This is a genomic window from Stenotrophomonas sp. YJH_SMC_32, assembly GCF_059369975.1.
Map to the genome: position 1 here is coordinate 19174 of NZ_JCAFTE010000004.1, position 23649 is coordinate 42822.

A 23649-nucleotide genomic window follows, 5' to 3' on the forward strand; every position below is an offset into this window, starting at 1 on the left:
CCATGACTGCCATCAGCTTCGAGTTCTATCCGCCCAAGACCGACGAACAGCGCAGCCAGCTGGATCGCGCCGCAGCCAAGCTGAAGGACTACGGCCCCGAGTACGTGTCCTGTACCTTCGGCGCTGGTGGCTCGACGCTGAGCTATACCTCCGAGACCGTGCGCCATCTCAACCAGCACCATGGCTTCGAGGCCGCACCGCATCTGTCGTGTGTCGGTGGCACCCGCCAGGAAATCCGCGAACTGCTCAAGCTGTACCGCGCCATCGGCTGCCATCGCCTGGTCGCGCTGCGCGGCGACCTGCCCTCCGGCATGGGCTTCCCCGGCGACATGCGCTATGCCGCCGAGCTGATCGAGTTCATCCGCGCCGAACACGGCGATGCGTTCCGCATCGAGGTAGGTGCCTACCCGGAGACCCACCCACAGGCCTCCGATGCATTGGCCGACCTGAAGCACTTCAAGGCCAAGATCGATGCCGGCGCCGACGCGGCGATCACCCAGTATTTCTACAACCCGGATGCGTACTTCCACTTCGTCGATGCCGTGCGCCGGCTCGGCGTACAGGTACCGATCACGCCCGGCATCATGCCGATCGCCAACTTCAGCCAGCTGCGCCGTTTCTCCGAGCAGTGCGGTGCGGAGATCCCGCGCTGGATCAGCCGCAAGATGCAGGCCTATGGCGATGACGCCGAATCGGTGCGGGCGTTCGGTACCGAAGTGGTCGCCAGGCTGTGCCAGCGCCTGGTCGAGGGCGGCGCGCCGGGCCTGCACTTCTACACCCTGAACCTGGCCAAGCCGACCACGTCGGTGCTGAAGCTGCTGCACGGCTGAAAGCACGCCATGCCACCGCGATCGGCGCTACCCTGCGTCGATGAACCGGCTTTCCTTCCTGCTGTTGCTGCTGTCATTGTGCTCGGCATCGAGCGTTGTCCATGCGCAGTCCACGCGCTTGAACCGCTGCACCGATGCGCAGGGCCAGAGCGTGTATACCGACCGGCCCTGCGACAGCGTCGGCGCCCGATCACGATTGCCACCGCCCGCGCCCACCGGCAGCACCCTGCGGCGAGACACCCTGGGGGCGCGCTGCCCACGGCGCCTTAGCGAGCTGGTGGACGCGCTGCGCATCGGCATCCTCAGCAACGATGTGAACCGGTTGTCGTCGCTGTACCTGTGGGGCGCGGTCTCCGATGCCGGTGCGCAGCGCATCCTCGGTCAACTGGAATCGCTGGCGCGGCGGCCGCTGGTAGACGTGGTACCGGTGTATCCCTCGCAGGCGCTGCCGCAATCGCAGGATGAGGATCAGAGCCCTGCGGCGCAGGTATCCGACCCGGAGCCGTCGGCCGTGCGGCATCCGGTCGGCCTGCGCCTGGAACAGACCCTGCCCGGCAGCGTGTCGCGCGCTTCGACGGTGCTGGGGTTGCGGCGTCAATACGGGTGTTTCTGGATCACGTTGTGACCGGGAGGGCTCACGCCGGCCACAACCCGCCAATCGCAGCGATACCCTGCCCACCGTGGCGACGGGCTTCGGCGATATGGCCGGCGACCATCCCACCCAACGCGTAGATCGGCAGCGACACCTGCGCGCGCAGCGCGGCGAAGGCCTCCCAGCCCAGCGGCACTGCCCCGGGGTGGCTGGCCGTGGCCTGCACCGGGCCGAGCACCACGAAGTCGCAGCCCAGCCGCTGCGCCGCCTGCAGCTGCTCCAGGTCGTGGCAGGACGCGGCGACAAGCTGCCCTTCCGGCAAGGGCCGTTCCTGCAGGTCCTGCAGCTGCTCGCTGCCCAGGTGCACACCCACGCCCAGTGCGCGTGCCAGCGCGACATCGCGGTTGACCAGCCATTGCACGCCGCGACGATGCGCGCGCACGGCCTGTTCGATCATTGCCTGCCGTTGCGGGTGTTCCGGTGGCAGGCGCAGCTGGATGCGCTGCTGGCCCGCCGCGACCGCGCGCTGCAGGCAGTCATGCCAGTGCTGCACGCCGCTGGCATCGTCAGCCGGCGCCGGCGTGATCAGGTAGCGGTCCGGTTGGCGCAGTGCGGCCACCACCGGCAGGTCGGCCGGCGGCATCGAATAGCGGCCCAGCTTGTCCTGCGCCACCCAGGTGATCGCCTGGCCTTCGCGGCCGCGCGGGGTGCCCTTCCAGCTGCGCACATGGCGCACTTCCAGGGTCAGGTGCTTGTCCGGATAGCGCTGCGGCACGTCCATCAGCCAGGGCCCGACATCGGCCTCGATGCCCAGCTCTTCGCGCAGTTCACGCGCCAGCGCCTGTTCGGAGGTCTCGCCGGATTCGCGCTTGCCGCCGGGGAACTCCCACAGGCCGGCCATGTCGCGGTTCTCGGTACGGCGGTTGAGCAGCACGCGGCCACGGGCGTCGGTGATGACGGCGGCCACGACGTGGATCGATCGGGTGGGGGAAGGCATGGGGGAAGCATGCCCAGAACAGTGCGGCCGGCGCAATCACGGATCCGGTGCAACTCCCCCGCAACAAACGAAAAGCCCCGCTTTCGCGGGGCTCTTCGGGATCAGCTCAGCTGGCCGTGGCAGTGCTTGTACTTCTTGCCACTGCCGCACGGGCACGGATCGTTGCGGCCGATCTTCGGCTCGTCGCGCTGCATCTGCGCGACGCCCTGCTGCGCAGCCTGCACCTGCGCAGCTTCCTCGTCGGCACTGTAGCCGCCCGCATCCTGGTGCTGGAACTGCGACTGGCTCAGGCGAGCCTGCGCCTGCTGCCGCTCGGCGGCCTCCAGGGCCTGCACTTCCTCGTCGCTGCGGATACGCACGCGGGCCAGCAGGGTCACCACTTCGCGCTTGACGTTCTCCAGCATGTCCGAGAACAGCTCGAAGGCTTCCTTCTTGTATTCCTGCTTGGGCTGCTTCTGCGCGTAACCACGCAGGTAGATGCCCTGGCGCAGGTAATCCATGCGCGCCAGGTGCTCCTTCCAGCTCTGGTCCAGCACGGTCAGCATCACGTGCTTCTCCAGCGCGCGCATGGTCTCTTCGCCCAGGCTGGCTTCCTTCTCGGCGAAGTGCTGGTTGACGCGCTCCTGGACCTTGCTGGCGATGGCCTCGGCGTCCAGTTCCTCATGCTGCTTGACCAGGTCGGTCAGCGACATCTGCAGGCCGAAGTCCGACTCCAGGGTCGCTTCCAGGCCACGCAGGTCCCACTGCTCGTCGATCGAGTTCGGCGGCACGAAGCGCGCAACGATGTCGAAGATCACGTCGTCACGGATGCCGTCGACGTTGTCCTTCACCGATTCGGCGTCCAGCAGCTCGTCGCGCTGGGCGTAGATCACCTTGCGCTGATCGTTGTTGACGTCGTCGAAGTCCAGCAGGTTCTTGCGGATGTCGAAGTTGTGGGCCTCGACCTTGCGCTGCGCCTTTTCGATCTGGCGGCTGACCAGGCGGTCCTCGATGACGTCGTCTTCCTTCATGCCCATCATGCGCATGGCCTTCTGCACCCAGTCGGAGGCGAAGATGCGCATCAGGTTGTCTTCCAGCGACAGGTAGAAACGGGACGAACCCGGGTCACCCTGGCGGCCCGAACGGCCGCGCAGCTGGTTGTCGATACGACGCGACTCGTGGCGCTCGGTGCCGACGATATGCAGGCCGCCAGCGGCCTTCACTGCGTCGTGGCGCTTCTGCCATTCGGCCTTGACCGCCGCCTTCTGCTCGTCGGTTGCGTCCTCGCCCAGAGCGTGGATCTCGGCTTCCAGCGAGCCGCCCAGCACGATGTCGGTACCACGACCGGCCATGTTGGTGGCGATGGTCACCGCCGCCGGGCGGCCCGCGTTGGCGACGATGGTCGCTTCGCGGTCATGCTGCTTGGCGTTGAGCACTTCGTGCTTCACGCCGGCCTTGCTCAGGTGCTCGGACAGCATTTCCGAGGTTTCGATCGAGGTGGTACCCACCAGCACCGGCTGGCCGCGCTTGGCGCACTCTTCGATGTCGGCCAGCACCGCATTGAACTTGCCCTTGCGGTTGAGGAACACCTGGTCCGGGCTGTCCTTGCGGATGGTCGGGCGGTTGGTCGGGATCACCACCACTTCCAGGCCATAGATGCTCTGGAACTCGAACGCTTCGGTATCGGCCGTACCGGTCATGCCGGACAGCTTCTTGTACATGCGGAACAGGTTCTGGAAGGTGATGCTCGCCAGCGTCTGGTTCTCGCGCTGCACCGGCACGCCTTCCTTCGCTTCCACCGCCTGGTGCAGGCCATCGGACCAGCGGCGGCCGGCCAGGGTACGGCCGGTGAATTCGTCGACGATGACCACTTCGCCATCGCGCACGATGTAGTCCACGTCACGCTGGTAGATCGCGTGCGCGCGCAGGGCGGCGTTGAGGTGGTGCACCACGGTCAGGTTCTGCGCCGCGTACAGGCCTTCGGTCTCGCCATCGAGGATGCCGGCCTCGACCAGCAGCTGCTCGGCGTGCTCCATGCCCGCTTCGGACAGGTGCACCTGCTTGCCCTTCTCGTCGACCCAGAAATCGCCTTCGCCGTCTTCCGCTTCCTGCTTGACCAGGTGCGGCACGACACGGTTGACGCGGATGTACAGCTCCGGGGAATCATCGGCCGGACCGGAGATGATCAGCGGGGTGCGCGCTTCGTCGATCAGGATGGAGTCGACTTCGTCGACGATGGCGTAGTGCAGGCCGCGCTGGTAGCGGTCGGCCTTGGACAGCGCCATGTTGTCGCGCAGGTAGTCGAAACCGAATTCGTTGTTGGTGCCGTAGGTGATGTCCGCAGCGTAGGCTTCGCGCTTGTCGCTGTGCGGCATGCCCGGGTACACCACGCCCACGCTCAGGCCCAGCCAGTTGTACAGCTTGCCCATCTGCGCGGCGTCGCGGCGGGCCAGGTAGTCGTTCACGGTGACCACGTGCACGCCCTTGCCTTCCAGCGCGTTGAGGTACACCGGCAGGGTCGCCACCAGGGTCTTGCCTTCACCGGTGCGCATTTCTGCGATCTTGCCCAGGTGAAGCACCATGCCGCCGATCAGCTGCACGTCGTAGTGGCGCATGCCCAGCACGCGGCGACCGGCTTCGCGGCAGACCGCGAACGCTTCCGGCAGCACCTTGTCCAGGGCTTCACCGCCAGCAATGCGCTGCTTGAACTCCGGCGTCTTGGCCTGAAGCTGCTCGTCGGACAGCTTCTCGATCTCCGGCTCCAGCGCATTGATCTTGGCGACGATGCGGTTGAGCTGGCGCAGCTGTCGTTCGTTACGACTGCCAAATACGCGGGTAAGCAGGCTGTTGATCATTGAAGGAACCGGGTTGGATGGACACGACGCCCGGCCTCCCCCTGGGGATCCGTCCGCCGCAAACGAAACAGGGCGCCTGGCGCCCTGTCGATGGCAACACCCATTGTAGCTTGGGACGGCCCCAAGGGGTTTCAACCCTTTGGCGGCAATGGCATCCGAACATTCCCGGTAGTGCCGGCCGCTGGCCGGCAATCTGCGATGCTGCCGAAGATCATGAGGTTGCCGGCCAGCGGCCGGCACTACCAGATCAACCACATCGGGTCAGAGCCCTTCCGCAGCGCGGAAGGGATCCGACCCGGGGATCAACCGCGGCTGACCCGCCCGACCGGCGTGTTGCCGCCGTCGCCGAGGAACTTGCGCGGGTTGACCACGTTGCCGTTCTCCCACACCTCGAAGTGCACGTGGGCACCGGTCGAACGGCCGGTGGAACCGGCCTTGGCCACTTCCTGGCCGGCACGGACCAGGTCGCCGGCCTTCACCACCAGGCGCGAATTGTGCGCGTAGCGGGTGACATAGCCATTGCCATGGTCGACATCGACGACATTTCCGTAGCCGCCCTTCACGCCGGCGAAGCTGACCACGCCCTCGGCCACGGCCATCACCGGGTCACCGACCTTTGCGTGGAAGTCCATGCCCTTGTGGGTGGCGGCGCCGCGGCCGAACGGGTCGGCACGGGTGCCGAAGCCGGAGGTCACGTAGCTGTTGCGGATCGGCATGCGCGACGGCACGGCGTTCTGCTGCAGCTGGTGGTCGAACATCAGCGATTCCATCACCGACAGCTGGCGGCCTGAAGCAGCGAAGCGCTGCTCCAGCACCTGTAAGTCGGCGTTGACGTCCTTGACCGGGATGTCGCTGGTCGGGCCGCCTGCGTCACCGTCACCGAGGCCGGGGGTCTCGTTGAAGTCGAACTCGCCGTCCTCCAGCTTGCCCATCTGGGTCAGCCGTTCGCCGAGGGCGTTGAGGCGGGTCGCCTGGGCCTGCAGCTCGCCGAGGCGGGCCGCCAGCGCATTGACCTGGGTCTGCGCATCGCGCTTGACCTTGGCCAGCTCCGCATCCTGGCGCTCGACCTTGGCCTGTAGCCGGGAATCATTCAGCGCGCTGGCGCCAATGCCGCCAGCAAGGCCGATAATGCAGCCTACCCCGAGCACGCTGCCCAGCAGGGCGCGGGGGCGGTCCTCGAAATAGAACCGCAAACGCGTGATCGGCGACGATTTGGCCTGTCCTTCACGCGTTTTGATTACGATCTTTTTGAATGCCATCAGTGAGTTTTCATGTCTGAGCCGAAATCCAGCGTTCGCCCCGCGTCGGCACCGAAACCGGCGCTGGATGCGGTAATGGCGGACAAAAGCGGGAACCCGCTGCGGCGTGCCCTGTGGCTCGACGCGCTGGACCGTCAGTTGCGCCCCCAGTTGCCGCCACCTCTGCGCAGCCGTTGCCGGCTGGCCAATGTGGACGGGGAACACCTCGTTTTTCTCGTCGAGTCCCCGGTCTGGCATGCCAAGTTGCGGCTTGCCGAAGCCCAGCTGCTCGACGCGGCCCGTTCCATCGGGCTGAAGGCCACCAGGGTGACCATCAAGACTGCGTCTCCCACTCCCACGCGCTCCCCAGCGCTCGACAACCGGAATGGACCCCACGCAGTTTCAGCCGCCACGCACAAAGGGCTACGCGACGCCTTGGCTTGCCTGCAGGACGTTCCCTCGAAGCCGAAGAAACGGTCCTGATGGCAACGGAGCATCCGGCTCCGCTCCCCGTCGCGCGTGTCACCACGGCGTGAAACATTTCGGGGGCCGGGTCGCATCCTAGCGGCCATCCGGGGGCCTGTCGTTAGATTGTTGTTAAAACTGCGTTAAATTCAGGCTTCTGATCCAAGAGGTTCACAAAACCGTGACCTTGAACCAGCCTTGACGTCTTTCAAGCACGCTGAATGCGTCGCCAACGCCGGAAACAAGAACGCCGCCCAGGAAGGCGGCGTTTTTATCTTTAAATTCAACAACCTATGGAATCAGGCGTACGCCGGGGTGGCGTATTCCACCGGATCCGGGGTGGCCGGCGAGTCGAAGCTGACCCATTCCCAGGCACTGGCATCGGCCATCAGGGCCCGCACCAGCTTGTTGTTGAGCGCGTGGCCGGACTTGAAGCCTTCGTAGGCACCCAACACCTGGCCACCGGCCAGATAGAGGTCGCCGATGGCGTCAAGGATCTTGTGGCGCACGAATTCGTCGGCGTAGCGCAAGCCGTCTTCGTTGAGCACGCGGAACTCGTCCAGCACGATGGCGTTGTCCATCGAACCGCCCAGGCCCAGGTTGCGCTCGCGCATGTACTCCAGGTCGCGCATGAAACCAAAGGTGCGCGCGCGGGAGATTTCCTTGGTGTAGGCCAGCGTCGAGAACTCGATTTCCTGGCGCGACTGCTTGGCCGGAATCATCGGGTGGTTGAACTGGATGGTGAAACCCAGCTTGTAACCCTCGTACGGGGTGAAGCGGGCCACCTTGTCGCCCTCGGTCACTTCCACGGTCTTCAGCACGCGGATGAAGCGCTTGGGCGCATCCTGTTCCACGATGCCTGCCGACTGCAGCAGGAACACGAACGGACCGGCCGAACCGTCCATGATCGGCAGCTCGGCCGAGGACAGCTCGACGATGATGTTGTCCACACCCAGGCCGGCCAGCGCCGACATCAGGTGTTCGACGGTCTGGATCTTGGCGTCGTTGCAGGTCAGGCCGGTGCACAGGGTCACTTCGGTGACCAGTTCGGCCTTGGCCGGCACTTCCACCACCGGGTCCAGGTCCACGCGGCGGAACACGATGCCATGGTTGACCGGTGCCGGGCGCAGGGTCATGTAGACCTTGTCACCACTATGCAGGCCAACGCCGGTGGCGCGGATCGTGTTCTTGAGGGTGCGTTGCTGGATCATGGGGATGGACCGGAAGTGACACATTAGATTAACACGCGCACTCCCCTACCCTGGCTGAAACGCCAGTGACAGCCACCGGCAGGACACACCGGCACGCCGCTGGGAAAGCGCGTGAAGCAGGGCGGCCGGGCCCATCCTGGCCCGGCGCCCGCATTTTCAGGACATGGTGGCGCAACCCGGGGAGGACAACCCCGGGCCGCCCCGCTTAGTCCGCCTGGCGGCGCAGGAAGGCCGGGATGTCCAGGTAGTCGTTCGGCAGTTCCGCCGCTGCCGGGGCCGAAGCCGCCGGGGCCGACGGGGCCGACGCCGCCGCGGTATCGCTGCTGGCGCGACGCAGGCCCAGGCCCATGCCGCCCACGGCCTTGGACACGGCGTCGCCGCCGTTGTCGAACTCGCCGAACTCCGGCTGGCCGGTGGTGGCGTTGCGGACCAGCTTGATCGGTGCACGCTCGCCCGGACGCTGGGTCTTGCTGGCCGAGACGCGGTTCAGGCCAGTGGCCACCACGGTCACGCGCACTTCGTCCTGCATGTCCGGGTCCAGCACGGTGCCGACCACGACGGTGGCGTCTTCCGAAGCGAAGCCGTCGATGGTGCGGCCGATCTCGTCGAACTCGGCCATGGTGAAGTCGGCGCCGGCGGTGATGTTGACCAGGATGCCGTTGGCACCGGCCAGGTTCACATCGTCCAGCAGCGGGTTCTGGATCGCCGATTCGGCAGCGGCCTGGGCGCGGTCATCGCCCCGTGCGGTGCCGGTACCCATCATCGCCAGGCCCATTTCGGACATGACGGTGCGCACGTCGGCGAAGTCGACGTTGATCAGGCCCGGACGCACGATCAGGTCGGCGATGCCCTGCACGGCGCCCTGCAGCACGTCGTTGGCGGCGCGGAAGGCCTGGATCATGGTCGCGTTGCGACCCAGCACGGTGATCAGCTTCTCGTTCGGGATCGTGATCAGCGAGTCGCAGTGCTGGCTCAGTTCCTCGATGCCCTTCAGCGCCACCTGCATGCGGCGACGGCCTTCGAACGGGAACGGCTTGGTGACCACGGCCACGGTCAGGATGCCCATTTCCTTGGCCAGCTGCGCCACCACCGGCGCAGCGCCGGTGCCGGTGCCGCCGCCCATGCCGGCGGTGATGAACACCATGTCCGCGCCCTGCAGCGCGTCCATGATGCGCTCACGGTCTTCCAGCGCGGCCTGGCGGCCGACTTCCGGGTTCGCGCCTGCGCCCAGGCCCTTGGTCACGTTGGTACCCAGCTGCAGCTGCAGCTTGGCACCACAATTCTTGATGGCCTGCGAGTCGGTGTTGGCGGTGATGAACTCCACGCCGTCCACCGCCGAGTTGACCATGTGCGCCACGGCATTGCCGCCGCCGCCGCCCACGCCAACCACCTTGATCACCGCATTGGGTGCCATCTTTTCGATCAGTTCAAAATGCGCCATGTCCGTGTCCTCGTTGTATCCGCTTGTCGGTGGCATGGACGGTCGGGCCTCCTGCCTTCGCGTGTCATGTTGCCGTTGCGGCTGTGTGGGTTGTGTAGTGCGTTGTTGCGTTGTGATGCGGGTACTGCGGGTGTTGCGCCGGGCCGGGCCCGGAGTCACGGGTTCCGCGTCAGAACTCGCCGCGGAACCAGGTCTTGAGTTTCTTGAACATGCTTCCAGCGCGCCCGGTCGGCAGCGACGGCCGCCGCGGGTGCTCGATCTGGCTGCCCATCAGCAGCAGGCCCACGCCGGTGGCGTGCACCGGGTTGCCGACCACTTCGCCCAGGCCGGTGACGTGCTGCGGGATGCCCACGCGCACCGGCATCTGCAGCATTTCCTCGGCCAGTTCGACCACGCCCTCCATCTTCGACGCGCCACCGGTCAGCACCATGCCGGCGCGCACCAGTTCCTCGAAGCCGGAGCGGCGCAGTTCGGCCTGCACCATCTCGAAGATCTCCTCGTAACGGCCCTGCACGGCCTGCGCCAGCGAGTGGCGCGGCATGCGGCGCGGCGGCCGGTCGCCGACCGACGGCACCTGGATGCTCTCCTCGGCCGTGGCCAGCTGGGCCAGGGCGCAGGCATAGCGCACCTTGATCTGCTCGGCTTCCGGGGTCGGCGTGCGCAGCATGTGCGCGATGTCGTTGGTCACGTGGTCGCCGGCGATCGGCAGCGAGGCGGTGTGGCAGATCGCGCCCTGCACGAACACCGCGATGTCGGTGGTACCGGCGCCCATGTCGACCAGCACCACGCCCAGCTCGCGCTCGTCGGCGGTCAGCACCGCCACGCTGGAGGCCAGCGAGGACAGCACCAGGTCGTCCACCTGCAGGCCGCAGCGCTGCACGCACTTGCTGATGTTGGCCGCCGCCGACTGCGCGCACACCACCAGGTGCGCATGTACCTCCAGGCGCACGCCGGTCATGCCGACCGGGTTGCGGATGCCCTCCTGCGAATCGTCCAGCACGTACTCGCGCGGAATCGCGTGCAGGATCTTCTGGTCGGCCGGGATCGCCACCGCCTTGGCTGCGTCGAGCACGCGATCCAGGTCGCCCCAGGTCACTTCACCGTCGCGGATCGGCACGATGCCCGGCGAGTTCTTGCACTGCACGTGGTTGCCGGAGATCGAGGCGTACACCGAACGGATCTCGCAGCCGGCCATCAGCTCGGCTTCTTCCACCGCACGTTGGATCGACTGCACGGTCGATTCGATGTCCACCACCACGCCACGCTTCAGCCCGCGCGATTCGTGCGAGCCGATGCCGATCACTTCGATCGGGTTGCCCGGCGAATACTCGCCCACCAGCGCCACCACCTTGGAGGTGCCGATGTCCAGGCCAACGATCAGCGATTTGTCACCCTTGCGATTCATGTCCTTTCCTGCGTGCTTCTGGCCGGGGTCGCCGGCGTTTTCGCCGGCGTGGCCGGGGTACCCCAGCTCAGCGTAAAACCATTGGTGTAACGGAGGTCGGCGCGCTCGATCGGCGCGTCCTGGCGGTTGAGCTGCGGCAGCACCTTGACGAAGCGCTGCATGCGCGAGCGCGCGTCGTCACGGCCGACCACCACTTCGGTGCCGTTGCTCAGCACCAGCGACCAGCTGCCGCGTGCATCCATCGTCACCCGGCGCACGTCGACGCCGGCCGGTGCGAACAAGGCACGCGAGTCGCTGTACAGCTTCATCACTTCCTGGGTCTGGCTGTCCGGGCCATCCAGCTCCGGCAGTTCCAGGTCGGACAGCTTCTTCGGCGTGGGGAACAGCTTGCCCTGCTCGGAGACCAGGCGGTCGTTGCCCCAGCGTGCGAACGGCTTGTGCTCGACCAGGGTCACTTCCAGCACGTCCGGCCACTGCTTGCGTACCTGCGCGCTTTCCACCCACGGCAGCTTTTCCAGCGCGTCCTGCGCATCCTGCAGCTTGACCGCGAAGAACCCGGCGCGCGCGTACGGCAGCAGCACCTGCTGCAGCTGCTCGGCCGGTACCCGCTTGAACTCGCCATGCACGCGCAGCTTCGCCAGCGGCCAGCGCTCGGCGCCGACCCAGCCATTGACCACGGCCACCACCGGCAGTGCAACCACCGACAGTGCCAACAGCCAGACGAAGATGCGCAGCAGCGCGTTCATGCGTGCGTGGCCTCCAGGGTCTGTTCCAGCACGCGCCACACCAGTTCCTCGAAACCGATGCCGGCCTGGCGGGCCGCCTTGGGTACCAGCGAATGGCTGGTCATGCCCGGCGCGGTGTTCACTTCCAGCAGGAAGAAACGGCCGCTGGCGCGGTCACGCATCACGTCCACGCGGCCCCAGCCACGGCAGCCGGCGGCGCGGAATGCGGCCAGCGCGATGCGGCGGATCTCGTCTTCGTCGCTACCGTCCAGGCCCGGGCACAGGTACTGGGTGTCCTCGGCGATGTACTTGGCGTTGTAGTCGTACCACTGGCCCTTGGGCACGATGCGGATCGACGGCAGGGCAACGTCGCCAAGGATGGCCACGGTCAGCTCATCGCCCACCACCATCTGCTCCATCAGCAACTGGCCGTCGTAGCGCGCGGCCAGGGCCACGGCCTCGTCCAGGCCGGCCTCGTCGGTGACCCGGCTGATGCCCACGCTGGAGCCTTCGTTGGCCGGCTTCACCACCACCGGCAGGCCCAGCTCTGCCGCCAGTGCATGCACCGTGGACGCGTCGACCTTCCGGTACTGCGGCGTTGGCAGGCCCAGCGACAGCCACACCTGCTTGGTGCGGATCTTGTCCATGCTCAGCGCCGAACCCAGCACGTCCGAGCCGGTGTACGGCACGCCGAAGGCGTCCATCAGGCCCTGCACGATGCCGTCCTCACCGCCACCGTTGTGGCCATGCAGGATGTTGAACACGCGGTCGATGCCACCGGCGGCGAGCGCGCTGGCCAGCGCCGGAATGCCATCGACGGCGAACGCATCGACGCCGCGCGACTGCAGGGCTTCGAGCACGTTGCGGCCCGAATCCAGCGACACCTCGCGTTCGCTGGAACTGCCGCCGAGCAGCACGGCGACGCGGCCGAACACGGCCGGGTCGGTCACGCGCAGCGGCGGGAAAGTCAGCGCGCTCACGCCTGGCCCTCCCCCTGGAAGCCTTCCACCGCGATATGGGCGGCCACGGCACCGATATCGCCGGCCCCCATCATCAGCAGCAGGTCACCGTCCTGCAGCACGTCCGGCAGCACGCTTGCCAGCTCGGCGGCCTTGCCCACCACCACCGGCTCGCTGCGGCCACGCGCGCGGATGGCGCGGGCCAGCGCATGCGAGTCGGCACCGGCAATGGGTTCCTCACCGGCCGGATAGACCTCGCTCAGCACCAGCGCGTCGACGCTGGACAGCACCGCGGCAAACTTGTCGAACTGGTCACGGGTGCGGCTGTAGCGGTGCGGCTGGAAGGCCACCACCAGGCGCTTGTCAGCCCAGCCGCCGCGGGCGGCGGCGAACACCGCCTCCAGCTCGCTCGGGTGATGGCCGTAGTCGTCGATGATGCGCACCTTGGCACCGCTGGCGGTGGTCACTTCGCCCAGGTCATTGAAGCGGCGGCCGACACCGGCGAAGCCTTCCAGCGCGCGCGCGATGGCGTCCGGTGCCACGCCCAGCTGCCAGCCCACCGCGGCGGCGGCCAGCGCGTTGAGTACGTTGTGCCTGCCCGGCAGCGCCAGCACCACTTCCTGGCTGGTGCCCTGCGGCAGGCGCAGCGTGAAGCGCATGCGCGATCCTTCCTGCACCACGTTCTCGGCGCGCACGTCGGCCTGCGGGCTCATGCCGTAGCTCATCACGTGGCGCGGGGTCCTGGCAGCCAGCGCGGCCACTTCCGGATCGTCGATGCACAGCACCGCCAGGCCGTAGAACGGCAGGCGCTGCAGGAATTCGGCGAACGCCGCCTGCACGCGGGCAAAGTCGTTGCCGTAGTTCTCCAGGTGGTCCGCATCGATGTTGGTGATGATCGACATCAGCGGGTTCAGGCGCAGGAAGCTGCCATCGCTTTCGTCGGCCTCGGCCACCAGCCACTGCCCACCGCCCAGCTTGGCGTTGGCACCGGCAGCCAGCAGCTGGCCACCGATCACGAACGTCGGGTCCAGGCCACCTTCGCTCAGCACCGCTGCGGTCAGGCTGGTGGTGGTGGTCTTGCCATGGGTACCGGCCACGGCGATGCCGCGGCGGAAGCGCATCAGCTCGGCCAGCATCGCCGCGCGCGGCATGATCGGAATGCGCTGGCTTCGCGCTTCCATCAGTTCCGGGTTGTCTTCGCGGATGGCACTGGAGACCACCACGCAGTCGGTGCCCAGCACGTTGGCTGCCGAGTGGCCGCGCATGATGCGCGCTCCCAGGCTGGCCAGGCGGCGGGTTGCCACGTTGTCGGCGTTGTCCGAGCCGGACACTTCGTAGCCCAGCGTCAGCATCACTTCGGCGATGCCACTCATGCCGGTGCCACCGATGCCGACGAAATGCACGCGCGGGAACGCGCGCACCAGGTCGTTGGTGTCGTGCAGGCGACGGATCATGCGCGGCCTCGCGCAGGGCAGGCGCGGTGGCATGCCTTCTTCATACAGCTTCCTCGAGAATGATATCGGCGATGCGCTCGGCGGCATCGACCTTGGCCAGGGCACGCGCGGCTTGCGCCATCTGCATGCGGCGGGCGGGATTTTCGGACAGATCGCGCAGCAGTGCGGCAATGCCGTCGGCCAGCGTTCCGTCCTGCTTCAGCAACACCGCCGCGCCGCGCTCGACCAGGTACTCCGCATTGCGGGTCTGGTGATCGTCGACGGCAGCGGGGAATGGCACCAGCACGCTGCCGACGCCGGCCGCGCACAGCTCGGCCAGGGTCGACGCACCGGAGCGGCACACGACCAGATCGGCCCAGGCGAAGGCCTCGGCCATGTCCGCGATGAACGGGGTGATTTCAGCCTGCACGCCGGCCTTGGCATACGCCTCGACCGCCTCGGCATGCATTTTCTCGCCGCTCTGGTGGCGCACCTGGACCGGCACGCCGGCACCCAGCGCGGCAATCGCCTGCGGCACGCCGGCATTGAGTGCGCGCGCACCCTGGCTGCCGCCCACCACCAGCACGCGCAGCGGGCCGTTGCGGTCGGCGAAGCGCTGTTCCGGCGGAGCGATGGCGGCGATCTCCGCACGCACCGGGTTGCCGACGAACTCCTCGCGCTGGGCGAAGGTGCCCGGGAAGCCGGTCAGCAGCCGGCGCGCATAGCGCGACAGGATGCGGTTGGTCAGGCCCGGTGCACGGTTCTGCTCATGCACGATCAGCGGCAGGCCATGCAGGCGCGTGGCCATGCCACCCGGGCCGGAGGCGAAGCCACCGAAGGCCACCACCGCACGCGGCTGGCGCTTGCGGATGATCATGCCGGCCGCGCGCAGCGCGCGCATCAGCCGCCATGGCGCCGCCAGCAGCGCCAGCTTGCCCTTGCCGCGCAGGCCGGTGATCGCCAGCGTGTCGATGGCGATGTCGTGCTGCGGCACCAGGCGGGTTTCCATCGCGCCTTCGGCGCCCATCCAGGTGACCGGCACGCCACGCTCGCGCAGCACGCGGGCCACGGCCAGGCCGGGGAAGATGTGACCGCCGGTACCACCGGCCAGGATCATCACCGAGCGCACCTTCTCGTTGGCTGCACTCATGACAGCCTCCCGAAGGTCGGTTCGATGCGCGACTGCAGGCGGCTGGTGCCGCGCGCTGCGTTCGCCGCAGCGGCAGCCGTCGGCTCGGCGCTCGCCGGCACGCTGGCGGCCACCGGCGTGGCGGCGGCGTCCATCGGCTCGGCAGCCGTTTCTTCGGCGCCACCGATGCGCACGGCCTGGCGACGCTCGGCGCGCTTGAGCTCATAGGACACGCGCAGCAGCAGGCCCATCGCCACGCAGGTCATCAGCACCGACGAGCCGCCGGAGGAGATCAGCGGCAGAGTCAGGCCCTTGGTCGGCAGGATACCCAGGTTCACGCCGATCGAAACGAAGGTCTGCATGCTGATCCACAGGCCGATGCCGAAGGCGATGTAGCCGGAGAAATGGCGCTTCATTTCCACGCAGCGCATGCCCAGCCAGAAGGTACGGCCGACCAGCAGCGCGTACAGCGCCACGATCACGCAGGTACCCAGGAAACCGAATTCCTCAGCGGTGACCGAGAAGATGAAGTCGGTATGCGCTTCCGGCAGGTAGTAGAGCTTCTGCACCGAATTGCCCAGGCCGACGCCGGTCCACTCGCCACGGCCCACCGCCATCAGCGCGTTGGACAGCTGGTAGCCGTCGCCCTGCTGGTCGGCCCACGGGTCCAGGAACGAGGTGATGCGGCGCATGCGGTACGGCTCGATGATCGCCAGCGCGCTCATGCCGACCAGGCCGATGACCACCGGCATCGACATGCGCGGCATGTTCACCCCGCCCAGCACCAGCATGCCGGCAGTGATCGCCAGCAGCAGGGTCGAAGAACCAAAGTCCGGCTGCAGCAGCAGCAGCACCACCAGCGCACCGGCCACGCCCAGCGGCTTGAGCATCGCCGGCCAGGTCGCATTGACCTCGTCGCGGAAGCGCACCAGGTAGCTGGACAGCCAGACGATGTACAGCACCTTCACCGCCTCGACCGTCTGGAACTTGGAGATGCCCAGGTTGATCCAGCGGCGTGCGCCGTTGACCGTGCTGCCCAGGCCCGGCGCGAACACCGCCAGCAGCAGCACGAAGCAGCCCAGCAGCAGCATCTGGTTGTACTGCTCGATGGACTTCAGCTCGGTGCGGGCGGCGATGACCGCCAGCACGATACCCACCGCCAGGAAGATCAGGTGGCGGTTGAGGTAGTAGAACGGGCTGCTCATCAAGGCGATCGAGCTGGACGCCACCATCACCACGCCCACGCCGGTGAGCGCGATGATCGCGCCCAGCAGCCACTTGTCGTAGCTGCCTTCGATGGCTTCAAGGCGTGTTGCCTGGCGGGACAGGTCGTTCATCTCAGCGCACCTTCAACGTGGCCAGGCCGATCAGCACGAGCACGACGGAGATGATCCAGAAGCGCACGATCACGCGCGGCTCCGGCCAGCCCTTCAGTTCGAAATGGTGGTGGATCGGCGCCATGCGGAACACGCGCTTGCCGGTCAGCTTGAACGAGGCGACCTGGATCATCACCGACAGGGTTTCGATGACGAACACGCCGCCCATGATCACCAGCACCAGTTCCTGGCGGGTGATCACCGCGATGGTGCCCAGCACCGCACCCAGCGCCAGCGCGCCGATGTCACCCATGAAGACCATGGCCGGATAGGTGTTGAACCACAGGAAGCCCAGGCCGGCTCCGGCGATGGCCGCGCAGATGATGACCAGCTCGCCGGCGCCCGGGATCTGCGGGATCTGCAGGTAGTTGGCGAACACCACGTTGCCCGAGGCATAGGCGAACACGCCCAGCGCGCAGGCCACCAGCACGGTCGGCATGATTGCCAGGCCGTCCAGGCCGTCGGTCAGGTTCACCGCGTTGGAGAAGCCGACGATCCAGAAGTAGGCGATGGCCACGAAGCCGATGCCGGCCAGCGGCAGCGCGACCGACTTGAACATCGGGATGTAGAAGGTCAGCGCTGCCGGCACGTCGGCCGTGTAGAACAGGAACAGGCCCGCGGCCAGGCCGAAGATCGACTGCAGCAGGTACTTCCAGCGCGACTTCAGGCCGTTCGGGTCACGGCGGACGATCTTGATCCAATCGTCATACCAGCCGATGGCGCCGAAGCACAGCATCACCGCCAGCACCAGCCACACGTAGCGGTTGCGCAGGTCGGCCCACATCAGCACCGACAGGGTGATGGTGAGCAGGATCAGCGAACCGCCCATGGTCGGCGTGCCGGCCTTGGAGAAATGGGTCTGCGGGCCGTCCTGGCGGATCGGCTGGCCGCCCTTGAACTGGGCGAGCTTGCGGATCATCGCCGGGCCAAGCCACAGCGACAGGAACAGGGCCGTCAGCGCGGCAAGGATGGCGCGGAACGTCTGGTAGTTGAACAGCCCGAACAGGCTCTCCAACTGCTGCAACCATCGAGCCAGTTCATACAACATGCGGGGATTCCTCTCCTTGCGCCAGCAGCGCTTTGACAATCGTGTCCATGGCGCTGCCACGGGAACCCTTGACCAGGCAGCGCACGCCGGCGTGCAGCTCGTCCTTCAGCGCCTGCGACAGCGCGTCGTGGGTGGCGAAATGACGGCCGCCGTCGCCGAAGGCGGTGGCGGCGGCGGCACTGAGCGGGCCCAGCGCGTACAGGCGCTTCAGGCCGGCGGCGCGTGCGCGGATGCCGGCCTGCGCATGCAGCGCCTCGGCGTCCGGGCCCAGCTCGCGCATGTCACCCAGCACCAGCCAGCCCTCTTCCGGGGCAGCGGCCAGGGCATCGATGGCCGCAGCCAGCGAGCCGGGATTGGCGTTGTAGCTGTCGTCCACCAGCACCGCGCCGTTGCGCAGCTGATGGGCAATCTGGCGTCCCGGTACCGGCTGCGCCTCGGCCAGACCGGCCGCAATCAGCGCCAGATCGACACCGGCCGCCAGCGCCAGGCTGGCGGCGGCCAGCGCATTGCTGACGTTGTGGCGACCCGGCAGGCCCAGCACCACGCGGGCTTCGCCGGTCGGGGCGACCAGGGTGAACTGGCTGCCCTGTGCACCGGCGCGGATGTCGCGCGCGGTCACGTCCGCCGAGTGTTCCAGCCCATAGCGCAGCACGCGGCAACGCTGCGGGCGACTGACAAAGTGCTGCTCGAACCAGCGGCCGTAGGCATCGTCGGCGTTGATCACCGCCACGCCATCGGCCGGCAGCGCGGCATAGATCGCGCCCTTGGTCACCGCCACGCCGAGCAGGCTGCCCATGCGTTCCAGGTGTGCCGGGGCAATGTTGTTGACCAGCGCATAGCGCGGGCGGGCGATGTCGGTCAGGTAGGCGATATCGCCAGGCTTGCCAGCGCCCATCTCGTAGACGGCGTAGTCGGCATCTTCCGGCGCGTCGATCACCGCCAGCGGCAGGCCGATCTCGTTGTTGCGGTTACCCGGGTTGGCGTAGACCACCTTGTGTGCGTGCTGGGCCACCTGCTGCAGGATCGACAGCAGCAGGCTCTTCACGCTGGTCTTGCCATTGCTGCCGGTGATCGCGAACACCTCGGTGCCACGGTCACGCTGCATGCCGGTGGCGATCTTCGCCAGTGCCAGCTCGCTGTCGGCCACCAGTACCTGCGGCAGCTCGATCGGCAGCAGCCGCTCGACCAGCAGCGCACTGGCACCGCGCGCCTGCGCGTCGGCAGCGAAGTCATGGCCGTCGAAACGCTCGCCGCGCAGCGCCACATACAGGCTGCCCGGGCCCAGGCTGCGGGTGTCATTGCTGACTGCATCGATGGCCACGTCGTCGCCATGGATCTCGCCGCCGGCCCAGTGTGCGATCAGCGAAAGCAGGGTGCGCTTCATGCGGCGCCCTCCCCGGCCTTTGCCTGCAGAACACCGGCCTTGGCCGCCAGTGCAGCCGCAGCCACTTCGGTGTCGTCGAAGTCATGGCGCACGCCATTCACTTCCTGGTACGGCTCATGGCCCTTGCCGGCAATCAGGATGATGTCGCCGGCACCGGCACGCTTCACCGCCAGGCCGATCGCACGCGCGCGGTTGCGCTGCACGGTCACGGCATCGGCGTGCTGGAAGCCGGCCAGGATGTCGGCCACGATCACGTCGCCATCCTCGCCGCGCGGGTTGTCGTCGGTGACGATGACCTGGTTGGCCAGGCGCTCGGCAATCGCCGCCATCTGTGGACGCTTGCCGGTATCGCGCTCGCCACCGCAGCCGAACACGCAGAACAGCGTGCCCTGCAGATGGCCGTGCAGGCTGTCCAGCGCCTGCTCCAGCGCGTCCGGGGTATGGGCGTAATCGACCACCACGGTCGGCAGACCGTCTTCACCACCCAGGCGGTTCATGCGGCCACGGATCGGCTGCAGCGCCGACAGCACTTCGGCGATGCGCGGCAGCGGCTGGCCCTGCGCATGCAGAGTACCGGCCACGGCCAGCAGGTTGTCCACGTTGAAGCGGCCCAGCAGCGGCGACTGCACCGCAGCACGCTGGCCGTCGATGACCAGCTCGAAGGCAATGCCGCGTCCATCCAGTTGCAGCGCCTCGGCGCGCACGCTGGCGTCAGCGGCAGCGCGCGAGCTCAGGCCGATCGGTTGCACGCCAGCAGGCAGGCCAGCGAACAGCTGGCGACCGAAGGCGTCGTCCAGGTTGACCACCGCCGCCTTCAGGCCCGGGCGATGGAACAGCCGCGCCTTGGCCGCGCCGTAGCTGGCCATGTCGCCGTGGTAGTCCAGATGATCGCGGGTGAGGTTGGTGAACACCGCCACGTCGTAGTGCACGGCATCCACGCGGCCCTGGTCCAGCGCGTGCGAGCTGACTTCCATCGCCACCGCGCGCGCACCGGCGTCGCGCAGCTGTGCCAGCAGCGCATGCATCTGCAGCACCAGCGGCGTGGTGAAACCAGTCGGCTCGACCGCACCATAAAGTCCGGCGCCCAACGTGCCGATACTGCCACTGGGCGTTCCGAGCAGGTGCCAGGCCTGGGCCAGCAGCTGCACGGTGGAGGTTTTGCCGTTGGTACCGGTCACGCCAACCATCGCCATCGCCCGCGACGGCGCGCCATGGAACTGGTCGGCCATCGCCCCCATGCGCGCCCGCAGGCCCGGCACGGCGATCGCATCGGCCGGCGCCGGCAGCTCGGCCGGTGCCGGTGGCTCGAACAGGATGACGCTGGCACCGGCCGCACGGGCCTGCTCGACAAAGCCCAGCCCATGCGCGCCGAAGCCGGCGATCGCGACGAAGGCATTGCCGGGGCGCACGGCGCGGCTGTCCAGCACCAGGCCGGTCAGAACGGGATCATGGCCCGCCAGGGCCACGTCCGGAAGCAACTGCGAAAGCAACATCGAAGGACTCATTGCGTGCCTCCCGTAACGGGCGGCGTCTGGGCTTGCGCGCTCGGCAGCGCAGCATCGAATTCAGCGGCGGCATCGACCGGCAGCGCGGTCTCGGCCGGCGGTGCGGGCAGGATCGAGGCCGAATGGCCGACCTTGCCCGACTGCTGTGCGGCCAGCCACGACTGCAGGTCATCCAGCGGCACGTCCATCAGGCGCAGGGTGCCTTCCATCACGTTGTGATAGACCGGCGCCGACACCAGGCCGCCGTAGAACTTGCCGGCCTGCGGATCGTTGATGACGATGACGGTGGCGAAGCGCGGGTTGGTGGCCGGCACCACGCCGGCGAACAGCGCGTTGTAATGCCCGCGCTCGTAACCGCCCGGGCCAGCCTTGCGTGCAGTGCCGGTCTTGCCGGCCACGCGGTAGCCCAGCACCGCCGCCTGCTTGGCGCCGCCCTGGGTGACCACCGTTTCCATCATCGCCACCACCTGCCTGGCGACGTTCTCGTCGATGATCTGCTGGCCTTCGTTGCGCTGGCCCTTGACGAAGGTCGGCGCGATCAGGCGCCCGCCGTTGGCCAGCGCCGAGTAGGCGGTGGCAATCTGCAGTGGCGTGACCGACAGGCCGTAGCCGTAGGACATGGTGGTCTTGGTGGTCCCCGACCAGCGCGCCGGACGCATCACCACACCAGCCGATTCACCGGGGAAACCGCTGTGCGGCGCCGAGCCATAGCCGAAGCGGCGCACGCCGTCATAGAAGGTCTGGTCCGGCATCTTCGCCGCAACCTTGGCTGCACCCACGTTCGAACTGCGGGTGATCACGCCGGTCACGTTCAGCACGCCGTTGTTGCGTGGCACGTCGCGGATGGTGAAGCGACCCAGCGTCATGTAGCCCGGGTTGGTGTCGATGATGGTGTCCTTGGTCACCGCACCGGCCTGCAGCGCGGTGGCGATGGTCAGCGGCTTCATCGTCGAACCCGGCTCGACCAGGTCGGTCACCGCACGGTTGCGGCGCGTATCAGGGATCGCGCCGGTCAACGAATTCGGGTTGTAGGTCGGCAGGTTGACCATGGCCAGGATCTCGCCGGTGGTCACGTCCATGATCACCATCGAGCCGCCGGCCGCCTTGTTGGCCACCAGCGCGTTGCGCAGTTCCTTGAACGCCAGGTACTGGATGCGGCGGTCGATGCTGAGGGTCAGGTCCTTGCCCGGCTCAGCGGCACGCAGCAGATCGCTTTCGACGGTTTCCCCCTTGCGGTTGCGGATCACCCGCTTCGCACCGGGCTTGCCGCGCAGCCATTCGTCGAAGGCCAGTTCCAGGCCTTCCTGGCCGCGATCATCGATGTTGGTGAAGCCCAGCACGTGCGCCATCGCCTCACCCTGCGGGTAGAAGCGGCGGAACTCGCGCTGAGCCGCCACGCCCGGAATCTTCAGCGCGACCACCTTCTCTGCCTCGTCCGGATTGATCCGGCGACGCAGATACATGAATTCCTTGTCCGACTTCTGCGACAGGCGGCTGCTCAGCTCATCCACCGACATGCCGACCGCCTGGGCCAGCTCGGGGATGCGCTCGGGCGAACGCAGCAGGTCCTGCGGGTTGACCCAGATCGAGGCAACCGGCGTGGACACCGCCAGCGGCTCGCCGTTGCGGTCGGTGATCATGCCGCGCGAAGTCTTGATCGGCAGCTCGCGCAGATAGCGGGCCTCGCCCTGGCGCTGGTAGAAGTCGCTGTTGATGATCTGCACGTAGGCCGCGCGGCCGACCAGCGACACCGAGCACAGGCCGAGCGCCAGCGCGACCCAGCGCAGGCGCTGGCGCAGGTTGAAGGCATTGCGTGGACGGTTGCGACCGGCCTTGCTCATGGGCGCACCACCACGATGTCGGCGGCCTCGGGGAACTTCATGCCGAGCTTTTCGCGGGCGATGCGATCGACACGGTTGGCTTCGGCCAACGTGGCCTGCTCCAGCTGCAGGCGGCCGAATTCCAGGTTGATGTCATCGCGCTTGCGCTCGGCGCGCGACAGCTCGATGAACGTCTGCCGATGACGGTGACGCACGAACACGACGCCGATCGCCGAGGCCACGGTGCAGGCCAACAGGATGATCAGCAGCAACCGGCTCATGCGTCGGCCTCCCGCTTCTGGGCCACGCGCAGCACGGCGCTGCGGGCGCGCGGGTTGGCGGCCAGCTCTTCGTCGGTGGCCTTGATGGCCCCACCGATCAGGTCCAGCGTCGGCACGAACGCAACGGCCTCGGGCAGGCGGCGGTTGGCCGGTGGCGCCTTGGCCAGGCGGTTCATGTACTGCTTGACGATGCGGTCTTCCAGCGAATGGAAGCTGATCACCGCCAGACGGCCACCGGGCTTGAGCCGTTCCACCGCCGCATCGAGCCCCGCTTCCAGGTCTGCCAGCTCGCGGTTGATGTGGATGCGGATGGCCTGGAAGCTGCGCGTGGCGGGATGGATCTTGTCCTTTCCACGCGGCATCACCGAGGCGATCAGCTCGGCCAGTTCGGCGGTGCGGGAGAACGGCTGCTTCTCGCGGCGGGCCACGATGGCGCGGGCGATGCGCCGGCTCTGCCGCTCTTCGCCGTAGGTCCACAGCACATCGGCGATCTCGCGCTCTTCCACGCGGTTGATCCACTGCGCGGCGCTTTCACCGCTGTCCGGGTCCATGCGCATGTCCAGCGGGCCGTCCTTGCCGAAGCTGAAGCCACGTTCGGCCACATCCAGCTGCGGCGACGACACGCCCAGGTCGAACAGCACGCCGTCCAGGCCTTCGGCCGTGGCATCCCACTGCAGCAGCTGGGCGAAGCTGCCACGGAAGATGGACACGCGCGGGTCCGGCGCGAAATCGCGCTCGGCAACGGCGATGGCTTCCGGATCCTTGTCCATGACCAGCAGGCGCCCCTCGGGACCGAGCTGGGTAAGCACGCCACGTGCATGACCGCCACGACCGAACGTGCCATCCAGATAACGTCCGTTTTCGATCACCCTCAGGCCTTCAAGGACCTGGGTGTACAGGACCGGCAGGTGCACCGCCGGCGACTGCGACACCGGAAGGTGACCGGTCTGCGCTTCTGGGCGCATCCGGGCACCCC

At 67.5% G+C, this 23649-nt stretch carries 19 protein-coding genes and 1 pseudogene; 3 read left to right on the plus strand and 17 right to left on the minus strand.

Annotation, left to right across the window (positions count from 1 at the left end):
- Window positions 1-2: 2 nt before the first annotated feature.
- Window positions 3-830: a methylenetetrahydrofolate reductase [NAD(P)H] gene (gene metF, locus AC5P7S_RS07960; RefSeq protein ID WP_005415304.1), complete on the plus strand. Its 828-nt coding sequence runs from the start codon at window positions 3-5 to the stop codon at window positions 828-830.
- Window positions 831-870: 40 nt separating this feature from the next.
- Window positions 871-1455: a DUF4124 domain-containing protein gene (locus tag AC5P7S_RS07965; protein ID WP_053498830.1), complete on the plus strand. Its 585-nt coding sequence runs from the start codon at window positions 871-873 to the stop codon at window positions 1453-1455.
- Window positions 1456-1465: 10 nt separating this feature from the next.
- Here the strand turns inward: AC5P7S_RS07965 and AC5P7S_RS07970 are convergent, their stop codons facing one another.
- The 3 genes from AC5P7S_RS07970 to AC5P7S_RS07980 form a co-directional block, all read right to left on the minus strand.
- Window positions 1466-2419 carry a Nudix family hydrolase gene (locus tag AC5P7S_RS07970; RefSeq protein ID WP_065178756.1) on the minus strand — a complete coding sequence of 318 codons (954 nt, stop codon included), beginning with the start codon at window positions 2417-2419 and terminating at the stop codon, window positions 1466-1468.
- A 101-nt stretch (window positions 2420-2520) separates the two neighbouring features.
- Window positions 2521-5253 carry a preprotein translocase subunit SecA gene (gene secA / locus AC5P7S_RS07975; protein ID WP_005415301.1) on the minus strand — a complete coding sequence of 911 codons (2733 nt, stop codon included), beginning with the start codon at window positions 5251-5253 and terminating at the stop codon, window positions 2521-2523.
- Window positions 5254-5555: 302 nt separating this feature from the next.
- Entirely contained in the window at window positions 5556-6512 is a 957-nt protein-coding gene (locus AC5P7S_RS07980; protein WP_053498833.1) for a M23 family metallopeptidase, read from the minus strand.
- A 12-nt stretch (window positions 6513-6524) separates the two neighbouring features.
- Here AC5P7S_RS07980 and AC5P7S_RS07985 point away from each other — a divergent pair, with 12 nt between their 5' ends.
- Window positions 6525-6974: a DciA family protein gene (locus tag AC5P7S_RS07985; RefSeq protein WP_049413132.1), complete on the plus strand. Its 450-nt coding sequence runs from the start codon at window positions 6525-6527 to the stop codon at window positions 6972-6974.
- Window positions 6975-7255: 281 nt separating this feature from the next.
- Here AC5P7S_RS07985 and lpxC read toward each other — a convergent pair whose 3' ends face one another.
- The 14 genes and pseudogenes from lpxC to rsmH all read right to left on the minus strand — a co-directional run bounded on the left by lpxC (window position 7256) and on the right by rsmH (window position 23638).
- Window positions 7256-8167 (minus strand): UDP-3-O-acyl-N-acetylglucosamine deacetylase, encoded by a 912-nt coding sequence (lpxC, locus tag AC5P7S_RS07990; RefSeq protein WP_005415298.1) that lies wholly within the window; start codon window positions 8165-8167, stop codon window positions 7256-7258.
- Window positions 8168-8372: 205 nt separating this feature from the next.
- Window positions 8373-9608, minus strand: coding sequence for a cell division protein FtsZ (gene ftsZ / locus AC5P7S_RS07995; protein ID WP_005415297.1), 1236 nt, complete (start codon window positions 9606-9608; stop codon window positions 8373-8375).
- A 169-nt stretch (window positions 9609-9777) separates the two neighbouring features.
- Window positions 9778-11013: a cell division protein FtsA gene (gene ftsA, locus AC5P7S_RS08000; protein ID WP_005408083.1), complete on the minus strand. Its 1236-nt coding sequence runs from the start codon at window positions 11011-11013 to the stop codon at window positions 9778-9780.
- Window positions 11014-11081: 68 nt separating this feature from the next.
- Window positions 11082-11759, minus strand: a pseudogene (locus AC5P7S_RS08005) (cell division protein FtsQ/DivIB); the annotation flags it as partial.
- On the minus strand, window positions 11756-12718 hold the full coding sequence (locus AC5P7S_RS08010; RefSeq protein WP_005415295.1) for a D-alanine--D-alanine ligase: 963 nt from the start codon (window positions 12716-12718) through the stop codon (window positions 11756-11758). The gene AC5P7S_RS08010 and the pseudogene AC5P7S_RS08005, both read right to left, overlap by 4 nt.
- Entirely contained in the window at window positions 12715-14151 is a 1437-nt protein-coding gene (murC, locus tag AC5P7S_RS08015) for a UDP-N-acetylmuramate--L-alanine ligase (protein WP_005415294.1), read from the minus strand. The genes AC5P7S_RS08010 and murC overlap by 4 nt, the downstream gene beginning before the upstream one ends.
- A 40-nt stretch (window positions 14152-14191) precedes the next feature.
- Window positions 14192-15280: an undecaprenyldiphospho-muramoylpentapeptide beta-N-acetylglucosaminyltransferase gene (murG, locus tag AC5P7S_RS08020; RefSeq protein WP_095378052.1), complete on the minus strand. Its 1089-nt coding sequence runs from the start codon at window positions 15278-15280 to the stop codon at window positions 14192-14194.
- A complete protein-coding gene (gene ftsW, locus AC5P7S_RS08025) occupies window positions 15277-16596 on the minus strand; it encodes a putative lipid II flippase FtsW (RefSeq protein WP_005415292.1) in 1320 nt (439 codons plus the stop codon). The genes murG and ftsW overlap by 4 nt, the downstream gene beginning before the upstream one ends.
- A 1-nt stretch (window position 16597) precedes the next feature.
- Complete coding sequence (gene mraY / locus AC5P7S_RS08030; protein ID WP_005415291.1) at window positions 16598-17683, minus strand: phospho-N-acetylmuramoyl-pentapeptide-transferase; 1086 nt, start codon at window positions 17681-17683, stop codon at window positions 16598-16600.
- Window positions 17673-19067, minus strand: coding sequence for a UDP-N-acetylmuramoyl-tripeptide--D-alanyl-D-alanine ligase (locus AC5P7S_RS08035; protein ID WP_095378053.1), 1395 nt, complete (start codon window positions 19065-19067; stop codon window positions 17673-17675). Before AC5P7S_RS08035 ends, mraY begins: the two co-directional genes overlap by 11 nt.
- Complete coding sequence (locus tag AC5P7S_RS08040; RefSeq protein WP_065178759.1) at window positions 19064-20572, minus strand: UDP-N-acetylmuramoyl-L-alanyl-D-glutamate--2,6-diaminopimelate ligase; 1509 nt, start codon at window positions 20570-20572, stop codon at window positions 19064-19066. The genes AC5P7S_RS08035 and AC5P7S_RS08040 overlap by 4 nt, the downstream gene beginning before the upstream one ends.
- Entirely contained in the window at window positions 20569-22413 is a 1845-nt protein-coding gene (locus AC5P7S_RS08045; RefSeq protein WP_005415287.1) for a peptidoglycan D,D-transpeptidase FtsI family protein, read from the minus strand. The genes AC5P7S_RS08040 and AC5P7S_RS08045 overlap by 4 nt, the downstream gene beginning before the upstream one ends.
- Window positions 22410-22673 (minus strand): cell division protein FtsL, encoded by a 264-nt coding sequence (gene ftsL, locus AC5P7S_RS08050; protein WP_005415286.1) that lies wholly within the window; start codon window positions 22671-22673, stop codon window positions 22410-22412. Before ftsL ends, AC5P7S_RS08045 begins: the two co-directional genes overlap by 4 nt.
- Complete coding sequence (rsmH, locus tag AC5P7S_RS08055; protein WP_012479154.1) at window positions 22670-23638, minus strand: 16S rRNA (cytosine(1402)-N(4))-methyltransferase RsmH; 969 nt, start codon at window positions 23636-23638, stop codon at window positions 22670-22672. The genes ftsL and rsmH overlap by 4 nt, the downstream gene beginning before the upstream one ends.
- Window positions 23639-23649: the final 11 nt, after the last annotated feature.